Origin of the sequence: Corynebacterium sp. HMSC062A03, assembly GCF_001811145.1 — a bacterium.
Lineage (GTDB): Bacteria > Actinomycetota > Actinomycetes > Mycobacteriales > Mycobacteriaceae > Corynebacterium > Corynebacterium aurimucosum.
This window is the reverse complement of sequence record NZ_KV803661.1, coordinates 1-26,325: the sequence shown is the minus strand read 5'-3', so window position 1 is coordinate 26,325 and position 26,325 is coordinate 1. Positions and strand designations below refer to the sequence as shown.

Annotated in this window: 24 protein-coding genes and 2 tRNA genes; 9 read left to right on the top strand and 17 right to left on the bottom strand. The window is 61.4% G+C overall.

Going from position 1 to position 26,325, the window contains the following annotated elements; genetic code table 11:
* Positions 1 to 131: 131 nt before the first annotated feature.
* The 7 genes from HMPREF2781_RS05305 to HMPREF2781_RS05275 are packed head-to-tail and all read right to left on the bottom strand — an operon-like array spanning position 132 to position 8,138.
* On the bottom strand, positions 132 to 878 hold the full coding sequence (locus HMPREF2781_RS05305) for a GntR family transcriptional regulator (RefSeq protein WP_070644660.1): 747 nt from the start codon (positions 876 to 878) through the stop codon (positions 132 to 134).
* Positions 879 to 934: 56 nt separating this feature from the next.
* On the bottom strand, positions 935 to 1,609 hold the full coding sequence (locus tag HMPREF2781_RS05300; RefSeq protein WP_070644659.1) for an SDR family oxidoreductase: 675 nt from the start codon (positions 1,607 to 1,609) through the stop codon (positions 935 to 937).
* 17 nt (positions 1,610 to 1,626) lie between these two features.
* The gene (locus HMPREF2781_RS05295) at positions 1,627 to 2,814 is read right to left on the bottom strand and encodes an alkylhydroperoxidase domain protein (RefSeq protein ID WP_070644658.1); all 1,188 of its coding nucleotides are present in this window, start codon (positions 2,812 to 2,814) and stop codon (positions 1,627 to 1,629) included.
* Between the two features lie 29 nt (positions 2,815 to 2,843).
* The gene (locus tag HMPREF2781_RS05290; RefSeq protein ID WP_070644657.1) at positions 2,844 to 4,544 is read right to left on the bottom strand and encodes a dipeptide ABC transporter ATP-binding protein; all 1,701 of its coding nucleotides are present in this window, start codon (positions 4,542 to 4,544) and stop codon (positions 2,844 to 2,846) included.
* A gap of 1 nt (position 4,545) precedes the next feature.
* The gene (locus HMPREF2781_RS05285) at positions 4,546 to 5,400 is read right to left on the bottom strand and encodes an ABC transporter permease (RefSeq protein WP_070644656.1); all 855 of its coding nucleotides are present in this window, start codon (positions 5,398 to 5,400) and stop codon (positions 4,546 to 4,548) included.
* A complete protein-coding gene (locus HMPREF2781_RS05280) occupies positions 5,397 to 6,422 on the bottom strand; it encodes an ABC transporter permease (protein WP_070644655.1) in 1,026 nt (341 codons plus the stop codon). The genes HMPREF2781_RS05285 and HMPREF2781_RS05280 overlap by 4 nt, the downstream gene beginning before the upstream one ends.
* Entirely contained in the window at positions 6,423 to 8,138 is a 1,716-nt protein-coding gene (locus HMPREF2781_RS05275) for a TIGR04028 family ABC transporter substrate-binding protein (RefSeq protein ID WP_246821779.1), read from the bottom strand.
* Positions 8,139 to 8,194: 56 nt separating this feature from the next.
* Between HMPREF2781_RS05275 and HMPREF2781_RS05270 the strand changes: the two genes are divergently transcribed.
* Positions 8,195 to 10,084 carry an FAD/NAD(P)-binding protein gene (locus HMPREF2781_RS05270; protein WP_070644653.1) on the top strand — a complete coding sequence of 630 codons (1,890 nt, stop codon included), beginning with the start codon at positions 8,195 to 8,197 and terminating at the stop codon, positions 10,082 to 10,084.
* 41 nt (positions 10,085 to 10,125) lie between these two features.
* Here the strand turns inward: HMPREF2781_RS05270 and HMPREF2781_RS05265 are convergent, their stop codons facing one another.
* Both HMPREF2781_RS05265 and HMPREF2781_RS05260 read right to left on the bottom strand, forming a co-directional pair.
* Positions 10,126 to 11,343 (bottom strand): hypothetical protein, encoded by a 1,218-nt coding sequence (locus HMPREF2781_RS05265; protein WP_070644652.1) that lies wholly within the window; start codon positions 11,341 to 11,343, stop codon positions 10,126 to 10,128.
* 21 nt (positions 11,344 to 11,364) lie between these two features.
* Positions 11,365 to 12,525, bottom strand: coding sequence for a cystathionine gamma-synthase (locus HMPREF2781_RS05260; protein WP_070644651.1), 1,161 nt, complete (start codon positions 12,523 to 12,525; stop codon positions 11,365 to 11,367).
* Between the two features lie 115 nt (positions 12,526 to 12,640).
* Here HMPREF2781_RS05260 and HMPREF2781_RS05255 point away from each other — a divergent pair, with 115 nt between their 5' ends.
* Positions 12,641 to 13,642 (top strand): mechanosensitive ion channel family protein, encoded by a 1,002-nt coding sequence (locus tag HMPREF2781_RS05255; RefSeq protein ID WP_070644650.1) that lies wholly within the window; start codon positions 12,641 to 12,643, stop codon positions 13,640 to 13,642.
* Positions 13,643 to 13,644: 2 nt separating this feature from the next.
* Entirely contained in the window at positions 13,645 to 14,034 is a 390-nt protein-coding gene (locus HMPREF2781_RS05250; protein WP_070443600.1) for a globin, read from the top strand.
* Here the strand turns inward: HMPREF2781_RS05250 and ald are convergent.
* The 6 genes from ald to HMPREF2781_RS05220 all read right to left on the bottom strand — a co-directional run bounded on the left by ald (position 14,031) and on the right by HMPREF2781_RS05220 (position 21,267).
* Positions 14,031 to 15,113 (bottom strand): alanine dehydrogenase, encoded by a 1,083-nt coding sequence (gene ald, locus HMPREF2781_RS05245; protein WP_070644649.1) that lies wholly within the window; start codon positions 15,111 to 15,113, stop codon positions 14,031 to 14,033. The two genes, HMPREF2781_RS05250 and ald, sit on opposite strands and share 4 nt — an antisense overlap.
* A 300-nt stretch (positions 15,114 to 15,413) precedes the next feature.
* On the bottom strand, positions 15,414 to 16,070 hold the full coding sequence (locus tag HMPREF2781_RS05240; RefSeq protein WP_070644648.1) for a DUF8185 domain-containing protein: 657 nt from the start codon (positions 16,068 to 16,070) through the stop codon (positions 15,414 to 15,416).
* Positions 16,070 to 16,528 (bottom strand): acyl-CoA thioesterase, encoded by a 459-nt coding sequence (locus tag HMPREF2781_RS05235; RefSeq protein ID WP_070644647.1) that lies wholly within the window; start codon positions 16,526 to 16,528, stop codon positions 16,070 to 16,072. Before HMPREF2781_RS05235 ends, HMPREF2781_RS05240 begins: the two co-directional genes overlap by 1 nt.
* A 49-nt stretch (positions 16,529 to 16,577) precedes the next feature.
* The gene (ettA, locus tag HMPREF2781_RS05230) at positions 16,578 to 18,248 is read right to left on the bottom strand and encodes an energy-dependent translational throttle protein EttA (RefSeq protein ID WP_070443559.1); all 1,671 of its coding nucleotides are present in this window, start codon (positions 18,246 to 18,248) and stop codon (positions 16,578 to 16,580) included.
* A gap of 80 nt (positions 18,249 to 18,328) precedes the next feature.
* A complete protein-coding gene (locus tag HMPREF2781_RS05225; RefSeq protein WP_070644646.1) occupies positions 18,329 to 18,973 on the bottom strand; it encodes a single-stranded DNA-binding protein in 645 nt (214 codons plus the stop codon).
* Positions 18,974 to 19,194: 221 nt separating this feature from the next.
* Positions 19,195 to 21,267, bottom strand: coding sequence for a bifunctional copper resistance protein CopD/cytochrome c oxidase assembly protein (locus HMPREF2781_RS05220; RefSeq protein WP_070644645.1), 2,073 nt, complete (start codon positions 21,265 to 21,267; stop codon positions 19,195 to 19,197).
* Positions 21,268 to 21,343: 76 nt separating this feature from the next.
* Here HMPREF2781_RS05220 and HMPREF2781_RS05215 point away from each other — a divergent pair, with 76 nt between their 5' ends.
* The 3 genes from HMPREF2781_RS05215 (at position 21,344) to HMPREF2781_RS05205 (ending at position 22,467) form a co-directional block, all read left to right on the top strand.
* Positions 21,344 to 21,625, top strand: a complete 282-nt coding sequence (locus tag HMPREF2781_RS05215) for a LysR family transcriptional regulator (protein ID WP_070443549.1) — start codon at positions 21,344 to 21,346, stop codon at positions 21,623 to 21,625.
* Positions 21,626 to 21,685: 60 nt separating this feature from the next.
* Positions 21,686 to 21,759, top strand: a tRNA-Arg gene (locus HMPREF2781_RS05210).
* 75 nt (positions 21,760 to 21,834) lie between these two features.
* Positions 21,835 to 22,467 carry an alkaline phosphatase family protein gene (locus tag HMPREF2781_RS05205; protein ID WP_070443437.1) on the top strand — a complete coding sequence of 211 codons (633 nt, stop codon included), beginning with the start codon at positions 21,835 to 21,837 and terminating at the stop codon, positions 22,465 to 22,467.
* Here the strand turns inward: HMPREF2781_RS05205 and HMPREF2781_RS05200 are convergent, their stop codons facing one another.
* The gene (locus HMPREF2781_RS05200; protein WP_070443435.1) at positions 22,468 to 22,653 is read right to left on the bottom strand and encodes a PspC domain-containing protein; all 186 of its coding nucleotides are present in this window, start codon (positions 22,651 to 22,653) and stop codon (positions 22,468 to 22,470) included.
* A gap of 127 nt (positions 22,654 to 22,780) precedes the next feature.
* On the opposite strand from HMPREF2781_RS05200, the gene cmrA reads away from it, so the two are divergent.
* Positions 22,781 to 23,593, top strand: a complete 813-nt coding sequence (gene cmrA / locus HMPREF2781_RS05195) for a mycolate reductase (protein WP_070644644.1) — start codon at positions 22,781 to 22,783, stop codon at positions 23,591 to 23,593.
* 46 nt (positions 23,594 to 23,639) lie between these two features.
* Here the strand turns inward: cmrA and HMPREF2781_RS05190 are convergent, their stop codons facing one another.
* Positions 23,640 to 25,184: an alanine/glycine:cation symporter family protein gene (locus tag HMPREF2781_RS05190; RefSeq protein WP_070644643.1), complete on the bottom strand. Its 1,545-nt coding sequence runs from the start codon at positions 25,182 to 25,184 to the stop codon at positions 23,640 to 23,642.
* A 269-nt stretch (positions 25,185 to 25,453) separates the two neighbouring features.
* Here HMPREF2781_RS05190 and orn point away from each other — a divergent pair, with 269 nt between their 5' ends.
* Positions 25,454 to 26,086, top strand: coding sequence for an oligoribonuclease (gene orn / locus HMPREF2781_RS05185; RefSeq protein WP_246821778.1), 633 nt, complete (start codon positions 25,454 to 25,456; stop codon positions 26,084 to 26,086).
* A 48-nt stretch (positions 26,087 to 26,134) separates the two neighbouring features.
* A tRNA-His gene (locus HMPREF2781_RS05180) sits at positions 26,135 to 26,207 on the top strand.
* The last annotated feature ends 118 nt before the right edge of the window (positions 26,208 to 26,325 follow it).

Sequence of the window (26,325 nt, the reverse complement as noted above, 5' to 3'; positions counted from 1 at the left end):
ACAGCGGGAGCAGCGGGCCCTTTAGCTCTTAAAGAACGAGACCCACCAACCCGATGGTGGTTGGCGGGTTTCCTGGAGTACACGTTCGTATTCCCGGCGGGGAAAACTTATGGCGCTGCCCTCGCTGGTGTCTAGTCGAGGGTCGGCGTGGGATCCTCGCCAATGACGACCTCCACCGTGGCCGCATCAGGGCGCAGGGTCTCTTCCAGCTGAGCGGCTACGACGCCGCCCTCTGCCTTGATGGTTCTCGTAATGCGTAGGACCGGCTGGTTGCGCCCCACGCCCAGGGCCTTTTGTTCCTCCGTGCGCGCGGTGGCAGGCACGAGGGAATCGCGCTTAAAAACGGGTGTCAGGTCAAGCTCCGTCAACAGCTCGGTCAGTGGCTTCTGCACATCCTCTTCCGTAAGTCCTGGTGCCAAGATTTGCGGGATAAAGAGCGTGGAGGCCATGATGGGCGAGCCCGCCGACACCTGCACCGTACGGCACTCCCACAGGGAATCCCCCTCCTCAATCCCAAAGGCGGAAGCAAGGTGCCCGGGAGCATCAATGAACATCAGCGACAGCACCCGCACCTCAACATCGAGGCCATGTTCACGCAATTGATCGAGGGCACTGCGGCCACTCGTCAGGCTCAACGTGGGCGGGGTGGCACGCACGAAGGTGCCACCGGTGCGCCCGCGCTTGCGGTCAATGAGGCCCTCAATCTGGACGATGTCCAGCGCGTGGCGCACCGTCATGCGCGCCACCTTGTATTCCTGAACCAATTCCCGCTCGGTGGGAAAACGGTCACCCGGCTTTAATTCGCCGGATTCAATCTTGCTCCTAAGCGAATCCGCGATCACCAAATAGGCGGGGCGGCGACGTTGAGAGGTGGACACGCCTCATAACTGTACCGTGTGCTGGGTTTTTCGCATCTTGAGAGAAAACGCGCCACCTACTTACGCTGGTTCAACTCAATGCGCGGGCGCACACGGATCTCAGTGAGCTGCGTCGTCGGCCCAGCATCAACGGTGGTGCGAATAGCCTTCGCCACCTCGACCGGGGCGATGACATGCTCCGGATTGTAATCCTGCAAGCCCTGCAGCATCGGGGTATCCGTCGGACCCGGCGCGACGGTGGACACGCGGATGCCGAGTTCGCCGAGGCGGAGGCCGTCGGCAAGCGCGTAGAGTGCGTGCTTCGTGGCGGCGTAAATGACGTTGTCACCATAGGAGTGGATGCCGGCACCGGAGTTGATGAACACCGCGAGGCCCTCCGCCGCACGCAGCGCAGGCAGCAGAAGGCGGGTCAGCTCTGCTGGCACGTGCACGTTGAGGTCCATCTGCGCACGCCAATCTTCCGGGCTAGCGCTTTCCACTGAGCGCTTATCCGCCCGTGCCGCCGCATGCACGAGCACGTCCACGCGCTCCAGTTCAGAAAGCTCGGTGGGAAGCGCCGCACCATCAAGTAGCGACAGCAGGTCGATGCCCACCGGCACGATGTTCTCTGCCTCCGGCAGCTCCCCGGCGCGCCGGCCTAGTGCATACACGCGGTGGTCTCGCGCAAGGTCCTTGATGATCTCCCTGCCCATTCCACCGGTTGCCCCGGTCACAACGGCAGTCTTCACCATGATTGTTCCTCCTTCAGTTAGCGGAAGCGCTTCGGCACATCCGGCTCCCCCAGCGTCAACATCAGGCGATTTGCCCAGTTGAAGAACGCGGAGGAGTTGATGACATCGATGATTGCCAGCGTATCGAAACCCACCTCGCGGAGACCATCCACGTGGGAGGCGTCGAACGCAAAGGGCGACTCGGTCAGGGCCAGGGCGGCGTCACGGATGGCGGACCACTGCGCCGAGCCCAGGTCAGCAGAAACGCCCTCGTCGAGCAGGCGGTCAATCGCTGCGGCGTCACCGCCCTCCTCCTTGGCGCGCTGCTGGTGTACCGATGCGCAGTACTCGCAGCCATTGAGGCGCGAGACCACCGTGGCGGCCAGCTCACGCTGGGCGCGCCCCAATCCGCCGTCGGTGTTGTAGAAAATGTCCAGGTCCGTCAGCGTGCGCGCCTTGAGCGCTGCCGGGTCGCGGGCCAGCAGGCTGAAGTACTCCATGTCGATGCGCTCGGGCTTAATCAGCGCGTCACGCTGCGCGTCGGTGAACTCCTCCTTTGGCTGCGGCGGCACCCACGGCTTCCAGCCTAGGGTGTGTGCCACAAAGCCCTGCGGCTTGACGACGTCCGGCACCAACGTCCCCTCCCCCGGCACCCACTCCGGAGTCTGGGTGGGACGCGGCGCCGCAGTCACAGGCGTGGGCTGGGCGGCACCGGCCAGCACAGACAATCCGTGCGCCACACGCAGTTGGAAGGACAGGAAGCTCACGAGCTGTCCCAGCGTCACGATGTCATCGTTGGACCATCCGGCTGCCTGGAGGTGACCAATCGCGTCCGGGGATGCGTCCTTGGGGTGGAAAGCCAGAAGGTGGGCGAAGTCGAGGGCGGCGGCGAGACGTGGCGAGCCGTCGAAAAGTGTGAAGCCGCCACCAGAGTATGGGCCGGTGGTGATGCCGCGCTCCACCGCGCGGGCTACTTCTGCGGCGAGCTCCTCCGATTCCTCCGCCAGCAGGTCGGAATAGAACTCCACCGCCTGCGGAGCCTGGTAAATGCCAGCAACAAACGTCGCGATGGCGTAGCGCTCCGCATAGCTGAACGTGCCGGGCTCTTTAGGCTCAAGGAGCGCGGCGAAGGAGGCCTGCGCATTCTCCTTAGCTTCAGGCCGGCGCTCGCGCAGCTGGGCGACGTCCTCGCTTGCATCCGCCAGTAGGTTAATAATGTCTGCCATGAACTAATCCTTTCTTGATTGGCCCCAGGCTACAGGCCGAGGTTGAGGTCACCGGCGCGGTAGCGCGAGCCGGGGATGGCCTCGATAAGCTTGCGGGTAAACGGTGATTGCGGGTTGCTAAAGACCTCGGCCGTGGGCCCGCATTCCACCTGCTGGCCCTTTGAGAGCACGGACACGGTATCGGAGATCTGGTTGACCACAGCTAGGTCGTGCGAGATGAAGATGTAGGTCAGGCCAAGCTCCTCCTGTAGCCGGGCAAGCAGCCGCAGGATTTGGGCCTGCACGGTGACGTCGAGGGCGGAAACGGCCTCGTCGAGGATGACCAGCTCCGGCTCCACAATCATCGCCCGGGCGATGGCCACGCGCTGGCGCTGACCGCCGGAGAGCTCGCGCGGGCGCCGGTCATAATAATCCGGGTTAAGGGCGACCAGCTCGAGGAACTCTTTGGCCTTGGCTTTCGCGCTGCTTGCCGACGCCCCCTTCAAATTCCGCAGCGGCTCCGCCACCGTCTGGCCAATCGTCTGCTTGGGGTCCAGCGAGCCATAGGGGTTCTGATAGACCAGCTGGATGTTGTTGCGCTCTTCGCGCGAGGCCTTGCCGCGCAGGCCTACGATGTCGCGCCCGCCGACGGTGATGTTGCCGGAGGTCGGGGTGTTGAACATGGCGATGCTGCGCCCGGTGGTGGTCTTGCCGGAGCCGGACTCGCCCACGATAGCGTGGGTCGAGCCCTTAGCCACGGTGAAGGAGATGTCATCGACCGCGGTGAAATCACCGAAGCGCTGGGTCAGGCCTTCGACGCGCACCAAAGGTTCGCCGGCAGCGCGAGTAGTCGGCGCGCCGGTAGATTCAGATGAAGCACGCTGAGTGCTTAGGTTGCCCTGGGGTGCGACGGCGCGGGCAGTTGACGTGCCGGCGTCGGCGACGGTGAGGGAGGGGGCGTCGGCAAGCAGGCGTTTGGTGTAGTCGTGGCGCGGGTTGGTCAGTACTGTGGCGGCTAGGCCTTCCTCGCGCAGCTGGCCAGACTCCATGACCACGACGCGGTCGGCGCGGTCACCGGCCACGGCTAGGTCGTGGGTAATGAAGAGGATGCCCATGCCGAGCTCTGCGCGCATGTCATCGAGGAGGTCGAGGATGATCTTCTGCACGGTGACATCGAGAGCAGAGGTGGGCTCGTCGGCGATGATGAGGTCCGGCTCCAGTGCCACCGCAGCGGCAATGAGTACGCGCTGCTTCATGCCGCCGGACAGCTCATGCGGGTACTGGTGATAGCGGCGCGCAGGGTCATCGATGCCGACGCGCTCCAACAGCTCCAGTGCCTTAGCCTTGCGCTCTGCAGCGCTGCCGACCTTGTGGATGCGCAGCCCCTCCTCCACCGAGGCGCCGATGGTCTGGACCGGGTTGAGGGAGTTATTGGGGTCCTGCGGGATCAGCCCGATGCGTCGCCCTCGCAGCTCACGCCACTGACGGCGGCGCAGCGAAGTGATATCGCGGCCATCGAAGGTGATGGTTCCGGCGCCGATGGTGGCATTCGAGGGCAGCAAACCGATGGCTGCCATGGCGGAGGTGGTCTTGCCGGAGCCGGACTCGCCCACGATGGCGGTCATCTGCCCCGGGTGCACCTCGAGGCTGACGCCCTGGACCGCGGGAACGTCACCACCTGCGGTGGAATAGGACACGTTGAGGTCCCGCACGTGCAGCAGGGGCTGCGCTGCATTCTTTGAAACAGACATGTTAGGCCTCCACGGGGAAGTTCTGGGACAGACGGTTGGCGGACATCACCACGGCCACCAGCGCGATACCGGGCAGAATAATGAGCCACCAGGCGGTGGCCATGAAGTCGCGGCCCTCGGCGATGATAAGCCCCCACTCCGGGGTCGGAGGCGGGGCGCCGTAGCCCAGGAAGCCGAGGATCGACAGCTGCAGAATGGCGGTGCCGAATTGAAGGGTGGCCAGGGCAATAACCGGGGTGAGTGAATTGGGAAGGATATGGCGGAAGAGCACGGTGGCGTGGGTGGCGCCCGCACCGTACGCGGCCTCGATGTAGTCCGAGCTGGCTACGGAGATTACCTGGGAGCGGGCCAAGCGCGCGAAGGTCGCCACCGAGGTCGCACCGACAGCCACCGCCGCCTGTACGGAACCAAAGCCCAGCACGATGATGATGGACAGCGACAGCAGGATGCCCGGGATGGACAGCAACACGTCGACCACGCGCATGAGGACGGTATCCACCGCTCCGCGCAAAGAGCCGGCGAGAAGTCCGATCAGCGTACCGGCGACCAGGCCAACAGCCACGGCGATCAGCGCGCCAAGCAGCGACTGGCGGGCACCGTAAATGATGCGCGCGTAGAGATCGCGTCCCACCGCGTCCGTTCCCATGATGTGCCCGGACTCTCCCGGCGGCAACAGGGCCACATCGGTGCCCGCATAAGGGTCTGCTGAGGTAAACAAGCTCGGGAACAGGGCCGCCAAGAAAGCGATCGCGAGGATCACGATGGCGATGATGGAACCCGGCGCGAGCCACGGGTTAGAGGTCTGGCGGCGCGGCGCCCGTGTAGAACGCAGCGGCTTAGTGTGCGTCATGCTCATGAGCGCACCGTCCTTTCCGAAGTAGTGGCCGAGGAGTCAGTCGCCGGAGTGGCGGCGGAATCTGTGCGGTGAGCAGAACTGCGTTCCGAGGTGCTGGCGCGCAGGCGCGGGTCCAGCACCGGGTAGAGCAGGTCCACCACGAGGTTGATGATGATGTAGGAAGTGGCGGCGATGAGAACCACTGCCAACAGAACCGGGGTATCGCGGTTAGCCACGGCCTGGGCCACCATGTATCCCAAGCCGGTGCGGCCGAAGACGGTTTCGGTCACCACGGCACCGCCAACGAGTTCACCGAAGAGCAGGCCCGCCATGGTCAAGGTAGGCAGCAACGAGTTACGCAAGACGGTGCGCCAGAAAATCCCGGACTCCGAGGCACCGCGTGCGCGTACCGCTTGAACGAAGGGCCGTGATTGCGTCTCGTCGATGGAGCGAATCAGCACCTGAATCAACGGCGCGGCCATGGGCACCGACAGCGTCAGGGTAGGTAGGATGAGGCCCTCCACGCTGCCGGGTTCGATAACGCGCACCCAGCCCAGCTGGAAGGAGAAGAACTGGATGAGCAGGATGGCAATCCAGAATCCCGGCAGAGAGACCATGAAGGAAGGCAGGCCTCGGAAGAAGGAACCGATGGCACCGAGCCCCGGCAGCGTCGCTAGGAAGGCAACGAGCACGGCCACGATGAGTGCCACGCCGATGGCGCTGGCGGCGAGGATGAGGGTGTGGGGAAGGGCGTCGGCAAGCAGCGTAGCTACCGGGGCGCCCGACTGCGTCGAGTTACCAAAGTGCCCGGTAAGGAAGCCACCCAGGGACGTGAAGTACTGCACCACAAGCGGCTTGTCCGCGCCCATCTCATCCCGAATGGCATCAATCTCCGCCTGGGATAGGCCCAGAGCGGGGTCGCCGAAGCGGGACTGCACGGCATCCGACGGCAGCGCCGACAGAAGCAGGAAGGCCACGGTGTAGGTAATGAGCAGCACGAGGAGGGCCTGCCCAATGCGGCTGAAAATCTGGCGAGTTGTCATTTATTTCTCCTCCTCATTCGATGCTGCGCGTTGCGGCGCGGCGTCGATGCTGACCTCGTAGAACCACGGGCGCGCCACCGATTCCGGACTAAAACCCGAAATGCCCGGCCGCACGGCATAAACCACGGGTTCCTCGAAGAGCGGGAGCACATAGGCCTGCTCGGTGAGGTAGTCCTGGACCTCTTCCGTGGCCTTGATGCGGCCTTCTTTATCGGGGGTATCGAGGACGGCGTCGAGAAGCTCCTGCAGGTGTTCGTCGATGGGATTGCCCTCCGCGTCCTGGTTGAGGAAGGCATCGCGGTTGTTGATGCCGTAGAGCGAGGTGATGACGTCGTAGTCGGCGCGGCCCACCATCGAGTGGTAGATCTGCACCTTGTTGATGTCCTTGGCATCGGCATTCTGGGTGGCCTGGTCACCAGCATTGACCTGGATACCAATGCCCAGGGCGCGCAGCTGATCCTGCATCATGGTCATGACTTCCTTGGAGCGCGGCTGCGGCAACGCGGTGTTGGTGCGCAGGACGAGGCGCTGGCCGTCCTTGACGCGGATGCCATCGGGCCCGGGCTCCCATCCGGCCTCATCGAGAAGGCGCTTGGATTCCTCCGGGTCGAAGGTATAGGCGGCGGACTGGTCCTTATACGCCAGGCCGGTCTCGGCCACGGAGGAGGTGGCGAGCGGGTAGGACTCGGAGAAGAGCACGCGAAGGATCTCCTCGCGGTCCACGCCGTGGATGATGGCCTCGCGCACGCGCTTGTCGTGCAGCAGCGGGTGGTCGCAGCGGAAGGCGAACTGGTTGTTCATGGAGTTCGTGCCGCGTGAGACGATGTCAACACCTTGTTCTTTCAGCAGCGGCTCCTGCGGGGCGGAGATCTGGCGGGCGATATCGGCCTGGCCGGAAAGGATTGCTCCGGTGCGCACCGATTCCTCGGCGGCGAGGATGTAGTGGACGCCGTCGATCTCCGCGCGGCCCTGGTGCTTGGCCGCTGGTGGGGCCCAGTCGTAGTCCTCACGGGTCTTGAGCTTGAGGTCGGTGCCGATTTCTTCCGACTCCACTACAAAGGGGCCAGAGCCAATAACGTTGACCGCGTTGCCGGGGCCGAAGCCCTCGTTGTCTAGAGCCAACGTGGAATCAGAGAGCAGGCCGGCGTTATAGGCGGAGGTGGCTTGGAGGAAACCCGGGGAGGGCTGAGTGAAGTAGAACTTCACGGTGTCCTCGTCCACGACTTCGCCGCGGTCATAGTTGGCGATCTGCTCGGAGCTGGTCAGCGTGCGGGATTTATCGCCGCGGCCGAAGAGGTCGAAGTTGGCCACGACGTTCTCGGCGGTCAAAGGAGAACCATCGGAGTAGGTGACGTCGGTGCGGATAGTAAACGTGTATTCCGTGGCATCGGCGTTGACCTTGGGCATCTCCGTGGCGATCCATGGCGAGAGTTCCAGGGTCTCGGGGTCTTGGTAGAGGAGGCGGTCGGTCAGCTGGTTGACCACGCCACCGTTGGGGTAAAAGCCGGCGGCCGGCGGATAGAGCGTGCGGAAGAATTGCGGCTCGAGGTAGGTGAGGACGTTATCCTCCCCGTCCGGCCGATCCGCGGCAGAGCAGCCCGCTAAGGCGAGGGCTGCTGCCAGGGTGGCGGCGAGTGCGCGTAGAGTTTTCACGGTAATGCTTTCAGAAAGTCGGTAGTCGGTTTGTGCTGTGTCTCTGGATTTAACACAACGCATACTGAGCGGTATTATTCCACTAGACAGCACAGTCTAAAAGTTTGAGGTTGATTTATATGCCCGCCATCGCCATCGTCGGGGCCGGCCCGCGCGGTATCTCGCTGGTCGAGCGCCTTGCGGCTCATCTGCGCGCGACCCCCCTTCATTCACCCCTGCGACTCCACATCATCGACGATGCCCCGCTGGGCGCCGGCCGCATTTGGGATACGGATCAGACCCGCACGCTGTGCATGAACACCCTGGCTGGCGCGGTCACGTTATTCACCGAGCCTGATTCCACGACCACCGCGCCGGTGCTGGAGGGTCCCATTCTCTACGAGTGGATCCAGCTTCTGCGCGGCGAGCGCCCCGACATCGCGCCCGCCAAGCTAAAGCTTTATGATTCCCACCCGCCGCGCGAGGGGCTCGCCGCCTCATTTGCCACAGAGCTCGCACAGACCCGCCCGGAATCCAACCCTTCCCGCGCGCTCTACGGCGCCTACTTGGAGTGGGTCTTCGAGGTTGCGCTGGCTCAGCTGCCGGAGAGCGTGGACGTCGTCCAGCACCGCGCCCGCGCGTTGTCCGTAGAGGAGCGCGGTGAACAGGACGCCATCGAGCTTTCCGACGGCACCACCGTCACCGCCGATGCCACCGTCCTGGCTTATGGCTGGCAAGTGCCTGCCCTGACCGAGTCCGAGCGTGCCCTGGCGGAGGCCGCAGATTCCGGCCTGCACTGGGTGCGCCCAGATAACCCGGTGGAGCAACCGGTGTCTGAGGTTCCTGCGGGCGAGAAGGTCCTAGTTCGGGGCCTGGGCATGGGCTTCTTCGACGTCATGGCGCTGCTCACCATCGACCGCGGCGGCGAGTTCGTCGAGGATCCCTCCACCCGGTCTGGCTTGCGCTACGAGCCCAACGGCGAGGAACCGCACTTCATCGTCTCCTCCGGCCGCGGCTACCCTTATATCCCGAAGTCGGAGTATCACGCGCTGCCACCAAAGGCTGAGCTGACCCGCTTCCGCGCCGCGGTCGTCGCGCTTGATCCGGAAGCGGAGCTGGACTTTAGCACGCAGCTGCTACCGCACATTCTGCGTGATTCCTACGCCGAATACTACGAGAACCAGGCTCGTGTATTCCCAGATGCCCTGCAGCGCCCGCTTGCGGATATCCTCGCCACGATTGATTCCACGGAGCTCACCGCCCCAGATCTCCGAGGCATGGCGGATCAGCTGCGCGTGACGCTGGAGGGCACATCGACTGACCCCCTCGACCTTGCCCACTGGGCGAACCCGCTGGCGGACTTCGACAGCGCGGAGGGCGCCGAGATCACCGAGTACATCGCCGAGGGCCTCGCCCGCGATATCCGGGAGGCCGTCGCCGCCGCCGATTCCCCGCTGAAGTCCGCGCTGTGGGCCATCTCAGCCGCGCGCAAGCCCTCCTCCATCGCCGGCTCGGAGGGCCGGATGACGTGGGAGTCCCGGACCAGCACCTACAAGGAGTTCATGGCCTTCGGACAGATGGTGGGCTCCGGCCCGCCGCTCTTCCGCACCCGACAGCTGCTGGCGCTTGTCGACGCCGGCCTCGTCACCTTCCTGGGCCAGCGCCCCCAGCTGGAGATCGGTGAGAAGTTCACGCTGCGCACCGCGCACGGTGAGGCTTCCTCCACCTGGCTTATCGACGCCTGGATGCACTCCCCCGATGTCCGCCGCGCCGGCGACCCACTTGCGGTATCCCTCAACGGACGTGTTCGCGCGTTCGTCGACCACGGGCAGGCCACCGGCTCGCCGGAGACGACGTGGAACCGCCGCGTGGTCAACCCCGGCGGCACCGAGGACCCGCGCCTGCACATCGTCGGCATCCCCACCTATTCGCAGTGGCCGGATACCACCATCTCCCCCATGCCGGGCACCGATCCGCTCATGCTGCAAGAAACCGACCGCACGGCCGGCTCCCTGCTTAACGCTCTCTAATTTAAGTAGGGCGGCCCCGAGCCACTCCTCGGGGCCGCGTGCTATTGACGTGCGAAGACTTGTTGCAGGTCCGCAACGCGGCTATCTAATGGCGGAACTAGATTCTTCACATTGAGGAGCGCGTTCTGCCCCTTAAACTCCCACACGTGGCTCGTAAACGCCGCAAGGATCGAATCCTTATCAATTCCCAAGGAAGGGTTCGCATCGATATATGCCCCGATTACTTTTCTCCATAGTTGCGGGTCACGGGCGCAAATGATGTAGCCGTGTTCGGCCTCACTAAGGAAGGCGATGAGGCATCTGAATACGAGTTCCTGAGACGGTAGAAGCTGTCCCTTCTTGTTTTTGCTGTCAATAACTTTGGGGATGTCACCGGCCGCCTTTGTCCTGTAGGGGAACATCTCCATTCGCACGATGTCGCGTGCTCGCTCACCCGATTGTGGGCGTTCCGGAATGACCTCATTCCACGAAACAGGCTCTTTCTTATCGCACTCATCTAAGAGGTAGAACCGTGCGCGATCGAAATACCACCCTTTAGTATCCGCAATGTCCCAGGGCAGCCGAGCGTTGTCGGCATCATCCGAAAATAGCGCCGCGACATTGCCTTGATCCCTGATGAAGGGAGTAAAGGCCTCTCCCCCTTTTGCTGTATTTGGTACGCCTTCCGTACCATCTTGTGCGAGCCTGATGACGTCATTTCCGCCATATCCTGGATTCTTCAGCAGCCACAGGATGCGGATGTGCTCAATACCGCGATCTGGTGGAAGCTTGACAGACAAGGATTCCGGAACGGTTCGCGTAAGGCGCGCGGCATTCTTCACAGCGCCCGCGCTAAACGCCGCCTTAATTGTCTCGGTATTCTCCGTGATGCGCTCATCCTTGAATTCAGCGTTAATGCACTTCTTAAAGGCGTCAGCAGGAGCGTAGACCGAGCCGCAAAGATACTCCTTAAACGTCGGGCTTTCGAGGTTAAGGCTGTCGCCATTGAGCGCATCTGCATTCCACTCAGTAAAGGCGGCAAAGTCCCGCTCGTGCATGCAGGACTTCAAGAAAGCTTCCACGTCTTTACCTCGTGACGCAACAGTGGCCTGCGGGTACTCGGGGTGGGTTCCTTGCAGGAATTGAGTAAATTCCTCGGTGGGTTCATCGGAACCATTCGCCAATGGAACTGGAATCTCGTCGAAATATGCGGCCCAGAACTCTCGTGCTGCATCCACCTCATCGCTAAAGGACCTCAGCGGTTGTGCCGTATCTGTCATAGTGAGTCTCCGACAAGGTTGCTAGTGAAGGGCGTCGAGGGCTTGCTCCAAGTCCGCGAGCAGGTCATCAATGGACTCAATGCCCACGGAGATGCGCACGAGGTCTGCCGGCGGGACGAGTTCGGAGCCTTCCGCGGAGATATGGGTCATGTTCTGTGGGTGCTCGATGAGGGACTCCACACCGCCGAGTGACTCCGCCAATGAGATGAGCTTGGTGTTGAGACAGATCTGGCGAGCATGCTCCTCGCTATGGAAGCGCACGGACATCATGCCGCCAAAGCCGCGCATCTGCTTCTTCGCCAGCTCGTGGCCCGGATGCGAGGGCAGGCCCGGGTAGAGAACCTGCTTGACCTCCGGGCGGGACTCCAGGAATTCCGCCACGGCCTGTGCATTGGAGCAGTGGCGATCCATGCGAACCTCCAGGGTCTTTATGCCGCGGGCGGTGAGGTAGGCGTCAAAAGGCGAAGACACCGCGCCGACGTTGCCCTGGAAGTACGCCAGGCGCTCATCCATCTCAGCGGAGTTGGTCACGACCGCACCACCCAGCACATCCGAGTGGCCGCCCAGGTACTTCGTGGTGGAGTGCAGAACGTGATCCGCGCCCAGCTCCAGAGGGTTCTGCAGGTAGGGAGTGGCGAAAGTGTTGTCGACGACAATCTGGACGTCGCCAGCCGCCTTGACTGCCTTAGTGACCGCAGCGATATCCGTGATCGTCGTCGCCGGATTGGTCGGGGTCTCCAACCAAATGAGCTTGGTGTTCTCCTTCAACGCCGCCTCCACCGCCGCGGTATCGGCGGTATTAACGATGGACAGCTCGATGCCCCACTCACCGTAGTCATGGTGCAGGAGACGGTACATGCCGCCGTAGGCATCGTTACCCAAAATCACGTGGTCACCTGGGCGCACGATGATACGGATGAGGGTATCGACGGCCGCCATGCCCGTGGCGAAACAGCGAGCATACTCGGCATTCTCTAGCGCCGCGAGGGTCTTCTCTAGGGAATGAACGGTGGGGTTGGCCACGCGGCCATACTCGTAGCCGCCGCGCAGCTGCGCGAGGCCATCCTGCTGGTACGTGGTGGAAGCGTAAATCGGTACGTTGATGGATCCCATGTAAGGATCCGGCTGGTAACCGGCATGGATGGAACGGGAAGAAAAGCCAAGAGTGCGGTTGTCAGTCATGAGGCACAAGTCTAGACCAAGCTGTTCAGTTGCGAGAAAGACTAGCTTTTTATATTCAACTCTCTTCCCTACCATCGGTAGGCGTCAGACGTGAGCGATAGCAGAAAGGACACACGTGACCAGATCAACCGCATACCTAAGCGCCTCCGCCGAGCAGAGCGACGGGGCTGTCGACGCGGTCACCCGCTGGTGGCAGACAGAAAACATGCAGTCCTGGCTCATAGACAAACCCATCGGCATCGCGCTCATCCTCATAGTCGCCATCATCGGTAGCTGGCTGCTGCGTCGGCTCATCACCAAACTGGCAGACAACAGCATCAAGAAGGGCAAGCTCAGCTCGCCGCTCTCCCCTCGCAAAGCTCACCGAACAACCGATAAGGCGCTCGAGAAAACGCAAGAGGCACGGCGCACCTCCCGCATCCAGACTCTCGCCGGCGTCGGCCGCTCCGCGGTCGCCATATTCGTCTGGGTCTGGGCAGTGCTGGCCATCTTAGACAAGCTCGGAGTCAACGTCGCCCCGCTCGTGGCCTCAGCCGGCGTGGTTGGTGTCGCCCTTGGTTTCGGTGCCCAGGCGCTGGTCAAGGACTTCCTCTCCGGCATTTTCATGCTCATGGAGGACCAGTACGGCATCGGTGACACCATCGACCTCGGCAACGGGGTCTTCGGCGATGTAGAGTCCATTTCCCTGCGTATCACCACGGTCCGCGACATCGATGGCGCGCTATGGTACGTCCGCAATGGCGAAATCCTGCAGGTGGCCAACCACTCCGACCGCTACTCCGTAGCCCGCGTCCAGGTCCCCATCGCGCTGAGCAACGACCCCACCCGAGCAGTCGACGTCATCACCACCGCAGCAGAAGAAGCCGCCCGCGACTCCGACATCAAGGACTTCATCCTGGCCACCCCCACGGTCAACGGCATGTCTGGCCTGGAAGTGGACCACATGTCCTACCGCGTTTCCGTCAAGACGCTACCGGGCAAGCAGTGGGATGTGCAGCGCGCCATGCAGGCGAAAATCCTCACCGCCATGCACACGGAAGGAATTACCACGCCCTACCCGCGGGGGATGGCTATCTTTGATCTGGAAGAACCCAGCCTGACGAGAAAGGAAGATTAGGCGTGCAACCAACGAGCGTGTACGACGCCGTCGGCGGAATGGAGACCTTTGAGAAACTCGTCGGCGGTTTCTACGCCCAGGTGCGCGAGGATGATCTCATCGGCCCGATGTACCCACAGCAGGACTGGGAGGGATCAGAACAGCGCCTGACCTGGTTCCTTGTGCAGTATTGGGGAGGGCCACAGCTCTTTTCCGAGCAGCGCGGCCACCCTCGCCTGCGCATGCGCCATGCGCCCTACCCCATCGACATGGCCGCCCATGATCGCTGGCTCGAGCTCATGGGCAACTCCTTGGCGCAGATCGACGAGGAGACCATCCCGCCGGCCTATCGCGCCATGATTTGGGACCACATGGAGCGAGTGGCGGCGATGCTCATCAACCGCGCTCCCTAAAGCCCGAAGGCGTCCTTTACCGGCTGGGACAGCAGCTCTCCCCCACGAGTCATGAGTCCATCGCCCAAGCCTGGGTAGCGCTCAACCGCACCGTCAAAGCCATCAGCAGCCACTGCACGCATATAGGGCAGCGTGGCAGAGCCCAACGCCCGGGCGGAGGTATTCGCTACCGCGCCCGGCATGTTGGCCACGCAGTAGAAGATCGTGTCGTGCACCTTGAAGGTGGGCTCGTCGTGCGAGGTCTTTCGGGAGTTTTCAAAGCAGCCGCCTTGGTCAATGGCGACGTCGACAAGCACAGCGCCCTTCTTCATCCGCTCGACCACATCTTCGCGCACCAACTTCGGCGCCGCAGCACCTGGAACCAACACCGCGCCGATAACCAAGTCCGCCTCCAGCAACTCAGCCTCGAGCGCCGCCGGATCCGACACAATCGTGCGCACGCTGCCCTGATACTGCTCATCGAAGCGCTGCAACACGTGCGGGTCAAGGTCCAACACCGTCACCTCGCCGCGCAGGCCGTGCGCCATTGCCACTGCCGACGCCCCCACTTGGCCACCACCGATAACGACAACGCGGGCTGGCCGCGTGCCTGGTACGCCAGCAACCAGCAAACCTCGCCCACCTTCGGTGGAGAGCAGATGGTGCGCGCCCTCGATTACGGCAAGACGACCAGCAACCTGGGACATCGGGGTCAACAGTGGTAGGGTGCCGCGAGAATCGGTCACGGTTTCATAGGCTACGGCCGTCGTCCCCGATGTGATCAGCGCTTCCGTCAACGGGCGGTCCGCAGCCAAGTGCAGGTAGGTGAACAGCAGGAGGTCCTCGCGCAGATATCCATATTCTGACTCGAGTGGCTCTTTAACCTTGACCACCATATCCGCAGCCCAGGCCTCCGCTGCGGAGGGAACGATGGTCGCGCCGACCTCTTCATAGCTGGAGTCCGGAAAAGAAGCACCTTCCCCGGCCGTTGTTTCCACTACAACCTCATGGCCATCCTTCACCAGCGTCCCGGCCGCGCTGGGGGTAAGCGCGACGCGGTTTTCGTTATTCATGATTTCTTTGGGTACGCCAATACGCATGCTTCGAGCCATCTCCTTTTGCTGAAGAAAAAGAATTCGACCCCTTTAGGGTAACGCAGATCACCCCTTAGATGTGTTGTTCCTGCTCAGCAGGCACGGCTCCCCGTCAGACGCTAGTATGCGGAGCATGAGCACACTGCGCGATGTACGGTCCTGTAAGCCCCATCATCACTCACGGAGTTACGGGGTGGGCCTCGGCGCTCATCGCAGTGGGCACAGGAATAGCACTCTTATGCAAAGCCCCGCCGTGGACGGTCGCCGTAGGCGCCGCACTGGCGGGGTACGCACTGCTTTAGACCTTTAGAACAAGGACAGCCGCGTCGAGTGGTAGACGCTGCCATAGGGCGCATCAAGGCGCACCCAGCGCCCCTTGCCCGCCACGCGAAGGTGGCGGGGGATCTCGAGTGAGGCGGCAAAGCCCGGGATGAGCCCCAAGCTCGTGCAGGCGAAAATCATCCGCATAGGAATCTCCACCTGAGTCTCCGCATCATTCACGGTGAGCACCGTCTGATTCAGCAGGCTCTTCGGAGGTCCCATCGGCCCGGAGAATTGGCGGGCCAGCTGGCGGCCCTTGTCCGCGAGTTCACGGACAACGTCGACTGGCAGCGAGTCGATCTCCTTAAAACCCTGTGCCGGCGGCAAGGCCCCCGGCCAGGACGGATCACGTGCTGGACCTAAATCAAGTTCCACGCCTCCCTCGTGGCCGAGGGAATCAGGGGCGGTGTGGAGGGCATCGAGAAGCGCCTGCGCCGACACCACGGCACCGTCGCGGCCCACGGTCCCCTCGCAACGCCGAGCCACGACGACGTCGAACGGCGTGGTCACAAAGACCTCAGCCTGGTTGGTGTCGTACTGACGCAGGCGCACCGCTGCGGATGCATCCAGCCCCGTCGCGCGGGAGAGGAGGGCGCGCAGCCCTACCCCACCGCTGCGCAATGTCAGAGTTTCGCGCTCCATTACTGCTGCTCAAGCTCGACGACAGCGTGCTCCAGGATAATGTTGCGCTCCTGCTCAGAGACCTCTCGCGGCATCTGAGTATCCGGGTCAATGGTGACCTGCACGCAATCAATGACGCAGGCCACTTGGCCCTGCGCATCCTTGATCGTCTGGCGAGTGGTGAAAGACGTGGTGCCGAGGCGCACCACCGTGGTTTCCACCGTCACCGTTCCATGGCGTCCATCCCACTTGATGGGGCGGACATAGTCCGCTTCGATGTGACGAACGAAAGCCACCATATTGATGCCACGTGCGTAGAAGTGGTGCATGGCAAAAGCCAAGCGCGCCTCCTGCGCCAGCTCAATGAAGTTGGCATTCATCATGTGGCCGTACATGTCAAAGTCCGACCAGCGCACGCCCACAGTAAGCGCGTGGACGTTGTCCTTGGTCTCCTCCGACACAACATTCTGAGCGGACATTCCAGGTTCCTTCCGGAGTTCGTGCTTTAACGCTAGGGACTTAAAGGCCCTAGCGGCTGAGCTTACGGTGGGTAACGCGGGACGGGCGTGCAGCCTCCTCGCCGAGACGCTCGACCTTGTTCTTCTCGTAGTCGCCGAAGTTGCCCTCGAACCAGAACCACTGGCCTTCTGCGACGTTGCCCTCCCACGCCAAGATGTGAGTACAGGTGCGGTCGAGGAACCAGCGATCGTGGGAGATGACCACGGCGCAGCCAGGGAACTTCTCCAGGGCGTTTTCCAGGGAGCCCAGGGTTTCCACGTCCAAGTCGTTGGTCGGCTCATCGAGAAGGATCAGGTTGCCGCCTTCCTTGAGGGTCAAGGCCAGGTTCAGGCGGTTACGCTCACCACCGGAGAGGACCTTGGAAGGCTTTTGCTGGTCAGCACCCTTGAAACCGAAAGCGGAGAGGTAGGCGCGGGACGGCATCTCGTTCTGACCGACGTGGATGTAATCCAGCCCGTCGGAGACGACCTCCCACACGGTGGCCTCCGGGTCGATGTTCTCGCGGCCCTGGTCAACATAAGACAGCTTAACGGTCTCGCCGACGTCAACGGAACCCGAATCCGGCTGCTCCAAGCCCACGATGGTCTTGAACAGGGTGGACTTACCCACACCGTTCGGCCCGATAACACCGACGATGCCGTTGCGCGGCAAGGTGAAGGAAAGATCCTTGATGAGGACACGGCCGTCGAAGCCCTTGGTCAGGTTCTTGACCTCCACGACCTTGTTGCCCAGGCGCGGCGGAGTCGGAATCTGAATCTCTTCGAAGTCGAGCTTCTTGTACTGCTCGGCCTCCGCAGCCATTTCCTCGTAGCGCTGGAGACGAGCCTTGTTCTTGGCTTGGCGGGCCTTCGCACCGGAGCGAACCCACGCGAGCTCGTCCTTGAGGCGCTTCTGCAGCTTCTTGTCCTTAGCGCCAGCAATCTCGAGACGCTCGGCCTTCTTCTCCAGGTAGGTGGAGTAGTTGCCCTCGTAGGGGTAGAGCTTGCCGCGGTCCACCTCACAGATCCAGCCCGCGACGTGGTCGAGGAAGTAACGGTCGTGGGTCACGGCGAGGACAGCGCCTGGATAGCTCTCGAGGTGCTTCTCCAGCCACTGGACGGACTCGGCGTCAAGGTGGTTAGTGGGCTCGTCGAGCAGCAGCAGGTCCGGCTCGCTCAGCAGCAGCTTGGCCAGCGCGACGCGGCGGCGCTCGCCACCGGAGAGGTTGGTCACCGGGTCATCGGACGGCGGGCAGCGCAGTGCTTCCATGGCCTGCTCGATCTTGGAATCCACTTCCCAGGCATCGGCAGCATCCAGCTCCTCCTGGAGCTTGCCCATCTCCTCCATGAGTTCATCGGAGTAGTTGGTGGCCATCTCTTCGGCAATTTCTTCGAAGCGCTGCTTCTTCTGGAAAATTTCTCCAAGGCCCTCTTCGACGTTCTCACGGACCGTCTTTTCCTCGTTGAGCGGCGGCTCCTGGAGGAGGATGCCGACGGTCTTGCCCGGATCGATGAATGCCTCACCGTTGGAAGGCTGATCCAGTCCGGCCATAATCTTCAGGATCGAGGACTTACCTGCACCGTTGGGGCCCACGACGCCGATCTTGGCGCCCGGGTAGAAAGCCATGGTGACGTTGTCCAAAATAACCTTGTCACCGATGGCCTTACGCACGTTTTTCATCGTGTAGATGAATTCGCCCATGTTTCACCCTTTGCTTCTGTCAGGATTGGTAAATAACAGTACAAAGACTACATGACATGGGCGGCGGTAGTCCTTTGTCCTTAGACCATCGCTTCTTCTGGCTCCGGTTCAAGGTATGGCTTAGCCCCGGACTGCGCTTGCTGACGGTCCGCCGCGGTGTCCTGCGGAGTATCTCCCGGCCGCAATGCAGCTGGCATTGCTTCTTCCGTTGCACTCTCCGAGCCTTCTGTGCTCTCTGTGTTCTGCGTATCCCTTGCGTTCTGTGAATCGCTCGGCGGCGCCGTGTAATCCACGTCCAAAACCGGCGGATTCTCCCCTAGCCAGAGGGCTTCGCTGCCCTCCTCACCATAGGAGGTACCGATCTTTGTAGAGGTGATGCAGAAGCGGTTGAGGTCCAGGCCCACGTGGGCGATTTTGATATAGGTCCTAGAGCGCTTCGCACCGTGCTGATCTTCCCACCGGTCAGTCACGATGGAGCCCATAACGAAGACGGGCATGCCCTTAAACAGTGACTTCTTCACGTTGATGGCGCACTGCCCCCACACTTCTCCATCGATAAAGTTGAGATCCAGCTCCCGCCATACGGTTTTGCCTTCCTCGTCTTTCTCCGGAACGCTGCGGGAAGAAGCGATACGGATGCGGGCCTTATACATGGTGTCGCTGATTTTGGTCAGGTGCGGGTCGTGAGTCAGACGTCCTGTAATGGAAATTGGGTATTGAGACATTGCTTGATTCCTTTGCTGGTCATGGCTGGTAGCTTTCTTGCGGTTGAGGAAGCGATGCGCCTCCCTTACCTCGCATCTTTGCCACCAGGAACAGCACCCGCAATGACTCCGCCAGCAACCTGTGGATAACTTGTTGCAAGCGTCAACAAAAAATCCGTTTATCCAGGCAGAAGTACCCTTTCCATCACCCTGGACGCGCCAGCTCTCTCGTGCTGGCACCCCTAGTGCTGGCGGAAGCTAGATTCGTCGCCTTCCCCCATTTGCTTGAGCATCGCGTTATAGCGTTCCAGATCAGCATCGCCGTCCACGTCTGCCTTAGCATCATAGCGCCGAGCAGTCGCGCGATCTTCCCGCAGCCAGTCCCGGAATAGTGAGCCGAACACAATCACCAGCGGGAATTGGCCGAATCCCCAAGAAATGCCGCCGCCGGTCCGCTGGTCCTTCACAAAGTCCGGGTTCCACGGCAGGTTCAAGGATTCATAGAAGTCCAAACCAAGAATCACCTGCATCTGCATGAGATAAACACCGGCGAAGAGGTGCAGGGGCATCGACACAAACAGAATCAACAGGCGAACGCCCGTGGGCGCGCGCCACGGCAGCGGATCCGGGCCGATGACCTCCCAGTGGTAGATATAGCCGGAAATCAAGAAGACCCAGTTCATGATGACGTGCCCTGCATGTTCCGAAATGGCGACCTCATAGAAGCTCGGGAAGAGGTAGAGCACGTAGAGGATGGCCAGGAACTGCAGGACATTGACCGCTGGGTGCGTGAGCACACGCAGGGTACGGGATTTGGTGAGGGCGACGGCGGCGTCGTGAAGCGTGGGCTTGCCCGGCTCACCCGGCTCAAAGGCTTCCATCACCAGGGTCACTGGGGCGCCCAACACGAGGCACAGGGGAATTGCCATCGACAGAATCATGTGCACCAACATGTGCATGGAGTACAGCGCCGGCATGTATAGGCCGATGCCATTGCTCAGGATCAGCGTCAGGCCCAGTGAGCCCACAAGGAACCAGGTAGTACGCACCGCCGACCACGTCAGCCCACGCTGCTTCAGACGCCAGAGCGCGTACAGGTAGAAGCCGGCTAGTACGAGTCCGAGCGAGCCAAACATGAGATCAAAGCGGAACATGGTCCACACGTTGGTGGCTGTGGGGGCGTCGAAAAGCTCGTAGCCCACGAGGATCTGCATGGCGTTGAGGTTCGGATCCCGCGGCGGCGGGGGCGGTGTACGGCCCATCGAGATGGCCACGCCGACTGTGGCCGCCATGATGAGAACCTCCACCACGGCCACCCGGATGAACAGGCGCGGCGCGCGTTGCAGCTGGGGAATGGTGACCCGGCGATGCACAAAGCCGATGGCCGCGAGCACCACGGTGAGCACTGTTTTGCTCAACACCAGCAAGCCATAGCGAGTGGTGAATAAATCCCCTAGCTCAACGCGGATGAGCGCGTTGACCACACCGGTCGCCGCCAGCCCCACAATGGACAGCAGCGCAACCGTAGAGTAGCGGCGAACCGCCACGCCCATGTCAGGGCCTAGGCGGCGGCCATGCGCAATGAGACCCATGAGCCCGCCGACCCACAGCATGATGAAGAAAAGGTGCAATAGCAGCGAGTTCGTACCGTAATCATGATCGCCGCCGGAGGCCGAGTGACCCTCCATGCCGAGGGGCACCGTCAACAACAGCGACAGGAAGAACGTGGCAACCTGTCCCGCCCAGGTGCGCGCAACAAAGCCCATGATGGCAACGAGCGCTGCGATTCCCGCGGTGAGCAGCCACACTTGCGACGTGGCAATCTGCCCCACCGCCATGCCCATCAGCTCTGGGTTGAGGACTTGGCCCAACGGGGTACCGGTGAGGTCCGACATCACGAGGGGAACCTCAATCAACGACACCACCGCAGCGCCCACGGCGGCCCACGCGCCGGTGCGCGCCGCAATGTGCCCATCGACGGTCAGGCCAGCCTCGATGAGACGCTCGTTGTCCTTGTCCGGCACGGCCGGGTAAATCAAGAAGGCACTGGACATAAATGAACCGATGGCTAGCGCCATGAGCATCCAGGCAACCGCACGGAAGAAGGGAAGGCCGAACGTTGTCATGCGGCCTGGGTCGGGGATGCCCAGGGCGGCAAGCGAATCCGCGAGAAAGAACAAGGAAATAATTCCTCCCACGAGGCCCGCGAAGACGACGAAAGAAAAATTCAACAAGCGGGAAGGCTGCGCTCCCGACCCCGAGTGCGCCAGCCCCCGAAAGTGCTGTGAACTGGGATTTTCTTTCTCAGTGTGCATGGTGGGCAGTCTACCGCCACAGACGTTCTCTTACCTAAAAGGTAAATTATTCTCAGCATTCGTGTAGTCTGCTCTCATGGACTCTCGCCAGCTTCACCACTTTCGGGCCGTCGTAGATCACGGTTCTTTCACGCAAGCTGCGGAAGCGCTACAGCTCACACAACCTTCTTTGAGCCTGACCGTCCGCAAGCTTGAAAAAGATCTCAATGTGAAGCTACTTTCCCGCGGACGCGGCGGAGTCCACACCACGGAGGCTGGGGATTATCTCTACGGCGTGGCTACCTCGATCGATTCCCTCCTCACCACCGCCACCGCCCGCCTTGCCGAATTTGCTTCCTCAACACCAGCGCAGAACTAACACCAGCGATAGCCCGATAATCAGGTGGTCCGCAGCGGTGCGTTATGATGTTTTCGGTACGCCTCCATAGCTCAGTGGATTAGAGCAGTGGGTTTCTACCCCATGTGTCGCGGGTTCGAATCCTGCTGGGGGCACGCAGGTCAAGGCCACTTCTAGGGCTTCACTAAGCCTCAGAAAGTGGCCTTTGGGCACAGATTGGACTCTCTTCCATGGACATCACCCTCGCGACTTTTGACCACGCCCCGGAATCAGCGCTGCGCGGTATGCGCTTCGCTAACGCGTGGGTACCGGCACCAAGCTATGCGGCATCACGCCGCGCGGTGCTCACCGGACAATATCCACAGCGCGGAGCCACAACGCGCATCACGGAGATTTTCAAGGCCGCTGGCTTCGAGGTTCGGGAGGATACCCAGCCAGCTTCTTCGCAGGTCTTTCGTCTTCTCGAACAGCCGAACCCCCAGCTACTGGACACCCTCGATGGTGTGGTGGCGGTGTCTTCCCTGCAGGGAGATAAGGCCGCCATGTCCCTCCTGTGGCCCGGGGTTGCAGAATCCGGAGAGTGCACAGAGCTCGTCTCCCCGCTCGACTTGGCACCCACGCTCGCGGCGATCGCGGGGCTCGATGTGCGCCCCAACGCCCCGCTGTCTTTCGATGGGCTCAACTTGGTGCCGGTCCTCCGCTACGGGGCATCCGGGCACGCGGCTCTCTTCTTCGACAACGGCGTGCGCATGCAGGACGCCGTGCTTGTCGACGACTCCGCCACCCCACCCAGCGCCTTGCCGCGCTTGCGCGAAGAGTGGGAAACGTGGAAGCGGTTCATGGCTCTGGGCCCGCTGCAGTAACTACTCCACTGGGATGACAACCCAGAGGATGAGGTAGAGCAGAATGCCTGAGAAGCCCAGCAGGGTCGCAACAACGAAGAGAATGCGCACCAGGGTCGGATCAAGGTTGTAGGTGTGTGCGATGCCGCCGCACACACCTCCGAGCATCGTGTCAGTTGTGGAACGGGTCAAACGTTGGTTGTTCATGATCTCTCCTTTCACCTTCCATTATCCAGAGTTGGGACTGAGGATTCATCGGTGTTTACCCTGATTTAAACCCTGATTGCTCTACGCTGGGTGGAGCCTTCCCACCCTGAGAGAAAGGATGCCGCTTATGGCTCACTCCCCTGGGCTGCCCGCCCCTACCCGCTCCTCCTATGCGCTGCTGACCGGCGCTAGCCAGGGAATTGGCGCTGCGATGGCCAAGGACCTGGCCGCCCGCGGCTACAACGTCATCCTCGTCGCACGCCGCGAAGACGTCCTCGAGTCCATCGCTGCGGATCTGCGCTCACGCCACGAGGTGGACGCCATTGCGCTGGCAGCGGACCTCTCCGAGGCAGCGGACGTGGACCGCGTCATCGAGTTCATGGCGGGCAAGGAAATTTCCATCATCGTCAACTCAGCGGGTATCGCCAGCTTTGGCAAGTTCATGGATCAGGACTGGGACTATGAAACCCGGCAGTTCGACCTCAACGGCAAGGCCGTTCACCGTCTGACGCGCGCTGCTCTGGAGCAGATGCTGCCGCGGCGCAGCGGCGCTATCTGCAATGTGGGCTCGGCGGCGGGCAACGTTTCCATTCCAAACAACGCCACCTATGTTTTCACCAAGGCCGGCGTCAACGCCTTTACTGAGGCCCTGCACTACGAGCTCAAGGGCTCCGGCGTGACCTGCACGCTGCTTGCCCCTGGCCCGGTGCGCGATGCCGTCATCCCTGAAGAAGAGCAATCGATCGTGGACAAGGTCGTCCCGGATTTCTTGTGGACCACCTATGAGTCTTGCTCTGAAGAAACCCTGGAGGCCATGGCCCGCAACCAGCGCCGCGTGGTCCCCGGGCCACTTTCGAAAGCAATGAACGCGCTGGGCAAGATTGTGCCCACCCCAATTGCTGCACCGCTCATCGGCAGCTTCTATTCGAAGATGGCTTAGGACACGACAATGCCCGCTCTCCTTTTCAAGGAGAGCGGGCATTGCTTTACTTACCTTGGAGCGGCGATTGCTCCGCGATAGCCTTCTGCGCGGCTTCCTGCCGGGCAACCTTGCGCTCTACCCAGAACTCTGCGTTCTTGATTCCTAGCGCCTCCGGGTCAAACTGCGGGTCCTTTCCGGCAGCCTTCTGTGCGCTGTAGTCTTTGAGGCACTTGAGCGCAGGGACCTGCAGGAAAAGGATGGCGATGATGTTAAGCCATGCAGTCGCGCCAACGCCGATATCACCCAGCGCCCAAGCAGCGCCTGGAGTTGTCGTAGCACCGATAACCACGGACACCACGAGGAGAATGCGCAGGAGCCACACCAGCGCGCGACGAGTGGTCTTGTTGCTGATCCAGCGGTTGAAGTAGGTCAGGTTGACCTCTGCCATGTAGTAGTAGGCCAAGACGGTGGTAAAGGCAAAGAACGCGATGGCGATGGCAATGAAGCTCGGCCCGAAACCTGCCAACAGGGTGTCTAGGCCGTGCTGGACAAAGCCCGGCCCAACCTCAATACCATCCGGGATGGAGCCCGCGTAGCGCACAGGACCATCCTCCGACTCTCCCTCGAAGACCTTGTACATGTCGGTAGAGATGATGATGAAGGCGGTTGCGGAGCATACGAAGAGGGTATCGATGTAGACCGCGAAAGCCTGAACGAACCCCTGCTTAGCTGGGTGGGACACCTCCGCGGCCGCAGCAGACTGCGGACCGGTACCCTGACCAGCCTCGTTGGAGTAAATACCGCGCTTGACTCCCCACATGATGGCCGAGCCCAACAGGCCGGAGAAGGCCTGCTCGGCGCCGAAAGCAGACTTGAAGATCATGCCGAAAACCTCAGGAATCTGGTTGAAGTTCATGATCAGAATGATGATGGCAAAGAGAATGTAGGCTCCAGCCATGAACGGGACCACGAGGGACGCGAAGTTCGCGATGCGCTTGACACCACCGATAATGATGATGGCTAGAATCCCGCCCAGAACCAGGGCAGACCAGCCGACTTCAATACCCCAAGCGTTCTGGACTGCAGCGGCCACGCCGTTCGCCTGGATACCAGGCAGGAAGTAGCTGGTGGCCAGAATCATCGCAATGGCGAAGACGATGCCATAAACCACCATGAAGGGGCCGGCCTTAGTGTGCTTGTAGGCCTTCTCGATGTAATAAGCCGGGCCACCACGGTACTCACCGGTGTCCTGGTCCTTCTCCTTATAAACCTGCGCCAGAGTACATTCCACAAACGAGGTGGCAGATCCCAGCAGGGCCACGGCCCACATCCAGAACACCGCGCCAGGGCCACCGAAGGCAATAGCCGTCGCAACACCCGCGATATTGCCCACGCCGACACGGCCCGCTAGCGAAATCATCAGCGACTGGAAGGAGGAGACACCCGAATCGGAGCTTTCACCATCCTTCAGCTGCTTAATCATGTCCGGAATGCAGCGTACCTGCAAGAACTTGGTGGCCAGGGTGAAATAGATTCCCGCGCCAAGACACAGGAAGACTAGTGCTGGTGACCAAATCAAAGAGTTGAGGGTGTCGAGAAAGGCTGACATCGGTAGGTTACCGTCCTTCGCAATATGTGAGTGCCGTCACGTTAAAGGCTGACCTAATAATGCCCCTTCCACGACGACTTTCGTGCGTGAAATCATAAAAAAGTTGAGAAGGCGCCACCCTCAACATTGACATCCAGCACAAATCCCCAGCACATATCGATTAAGAGACCGATTTCGATAAGCGCACTCTTCCCCCACCCCCACTTACCCCCACCGAGCCAAGAGCGCGCGTTCCCGACCACGCCCCAAGAGAAACTATGGTGGAAGACATGAGTGATATCCCCGCTAAGAACGACCGCCTCGTCTGGATCGACCTGGAGATGACCGGGCTTAATCCGAAGCGCCACGTGATCGTGGAAGTTGCCGCCGTGATTACCGACGCCGAACTGAACATTCTCGACGAGGGCATTGACCTCGTCGTCCACGCCACGGAGGAAGAACTCGCGCAGATGGATGACTTCGTCACCGAGATGCACGCGAAGTCTGGGCTGGACAAGGAGATTCGGGAATCTGTAATCACGATTAAGGAGGCAGAGGAGGCGGTGCTGAAGCTCGTCGAGAAGCACTGCGACGCCAATCATCCGGCACCCCTTGCCGGCAATTCCATCGCTACGGACCGCACCTTTATTCGCGAATACATGCCGCGCCTGGACGCCGCGCTGCACTACCGAATGATTGATGTCTCCACGATTAAGGAGCTGGCACGCCGCTGGCACCCGCGGGCCTATTACAACCAGCCCGACAAGGGGATGGCACATCGAGCCCTGCAGGACATCATCGAGTCCATTCGCGAGCTCGATTTTTATCGCCGCAGCGTGTTCCGCACAGATAACGGCCCCTCCACCCCGGAAGCTGAGGAGCTCAAGGCGGCTACTACCAACGACTACCAGGCGTTTTTGTAAAACGGAGAACGTGGGTTAACCTGTATCTCGTTGCTTTCCGCAACGATGGTGGCTGTAGTTCAGCTGGTAGAGCACCAGGTTGTGATCCTGGGTGTCGCGGGTTCGAGCCCCGTCAGCCACCCCGAATAGACCCCGCATTCTGCTTGAGTAGGATGCGGGGTCAACTTTTTGCATTGAGCCTCAGCACCCCCAAGCCCCCCAACCTGGGCTTAAGGGACATTTCGTGTGGATTTGCGGCG

Bases quoted from the DNA above. Each gene is read 5' to 3' on its own strand.
- HMPREF2781_RS05270 (WP_070644653.1), top strand. From the start codon at position 8,195: ATGCCCGCCATCGCCATCGTCGGGGCCGGCCCGCGCGGTATCTCGCTG.
- cmrA (WP_070644644.1), top strand. From the start codon at position 22,781: ATGGCTCACTCCCCTGGGCTGCCCGCCCCTACCCGCTCCTCCTATGCG.
- HMPREF2781_RS05295 (WP_070644658.1), bottom strand. From the start codon at position 2,814: ATGGCAGACATTATTAACCTACTGGCGGATGCAAGCGAGGACGTCGCC.
- HMPREF2781_RS05235 (WP_070644647.1), bottom strand. From the start codon at position 16,528: ATGTCCGCTCAGAATGTTGTGTCGGAGGAGACCAAGGACAACGTCCAC.
- HMPREF2781_RS05300 (WP_070644659.1), bottom strand. From the start codon at position 1,609: ATGGTGAAGACTGCCGTTGTGACCGGGGCAACCGGTGGAATGGGCAGG.
- HMPREF2781_RS05200 (WP_070443435.1), bottom strand. From the start codon at position 22,653: ATGAACAACCAACGTTTGACCCGTTCCACAACTGACACGATGCTCGGA.
- HMPREF2781_RS05225 (WP_070644646.1), bottom strand. From the start codon at position 18,973: ATGTCTCAATACCCAATTTCCATTACAGGACGTCTGACTCACGACCCG.
- orn (WP_246821778.1), top strand. From the start codon at position 25,454: ATGAGTGATATCCCCGCTAAGAACGACCGCCTCGTCTGGATCGACCTG.
- HMPREF2781_RS05285 (WP_070644656.1), bottom strand. From the start codon at position 5,400: ATGAGCATGACGCACACTAAGCCGCTGCGTTCTACACGGGCGCCGCGC.
- HMPREF2781_RS05220 (WP_070644645.1), bottom strand. From the start codon at position 21,267: ATGCACACTGAGAAAGAAAATCCCAGTTCACAGCACTTTCGGGGGCTG.
- HMPREF2781_RS05205 (WP_070443437.1), top strand. From the start codon at position 21,835: ATGGACATCACCCTCGCGACTTTTGACCACGCCCCGGAATCAGCGCTG.
- ald (WP_070644649.1), bottom strand. From the start codon at position 15,113: ATGCGTATTGGCGTACCCAAAGAAATCATGAATAACGAAAACCGCGTC.
- HMPREF2781_RS05280 (WP_070644655.1), bottom strand. From the start codon at position 6,422: ATGACAACTCGCCAGATTTTCAGCCGCATTGGGCAGGCCCTCCTCGTG.
- HMPREF2781_RS05190 (WP_070644643.1), bottom strand. From the start codon at position 25,184: ATGTCAGCCTTTCTCGACACCCTCAACTCTTTGATTTGGTCACCAGCA.
- HMPREF2781_RS05215 (WP_070443549.1), top strand. From the start codon at position 21,344: ATGGACTCTCGCCAGCTTCACCACTTTCGGGCCGTCGTAGATCACGGT.
- HMPREF2781_RS05290 (WP_070644657.1), bottom strand. From the start codon at position 4,544: ATGTCTGTTTCAAAGAATGCAGCGCAGCCCCTGCTGCACGTGCGGGAC.
- ettA (WP_070443559.1), bottom strand. From the start codon at position 18,248: ATGGGCGAATTCATCTACACGATGAAAAACGTGCGTAAGGCCATCGGT.
- HMPREF2781_RS05265 (WP_070644652.1), bottom strand. From the start codon at position 11,343: ATGACAGATACGGCACAACCGCTGAGGTCCTTTAGCGATGAGGTGGAT.
- HMPREF2781_RS05240 (WP_070644648.1), bottom strand. From the start codon at position 16,070: ATGGAGCGCGAAACTCTGACATTGCGCAGCGGTGGGGTAGGGCTGCGC.
- HMPREF2781_RS05260 (WP_070644651.1), bottom strand. From the start codon at position 12,525: ATGACTGACAACCGCACTCTTGGCTTTTCTTCCCGTTCCATCCATGCC.
- HMPREF2781_RS05275 (WP_246821779.1), bottom strand. From the start codon at position 8,138: ATGCGTTGTGTTAAATCCAGAGACACAGCACAAACCGACTACCGACTT.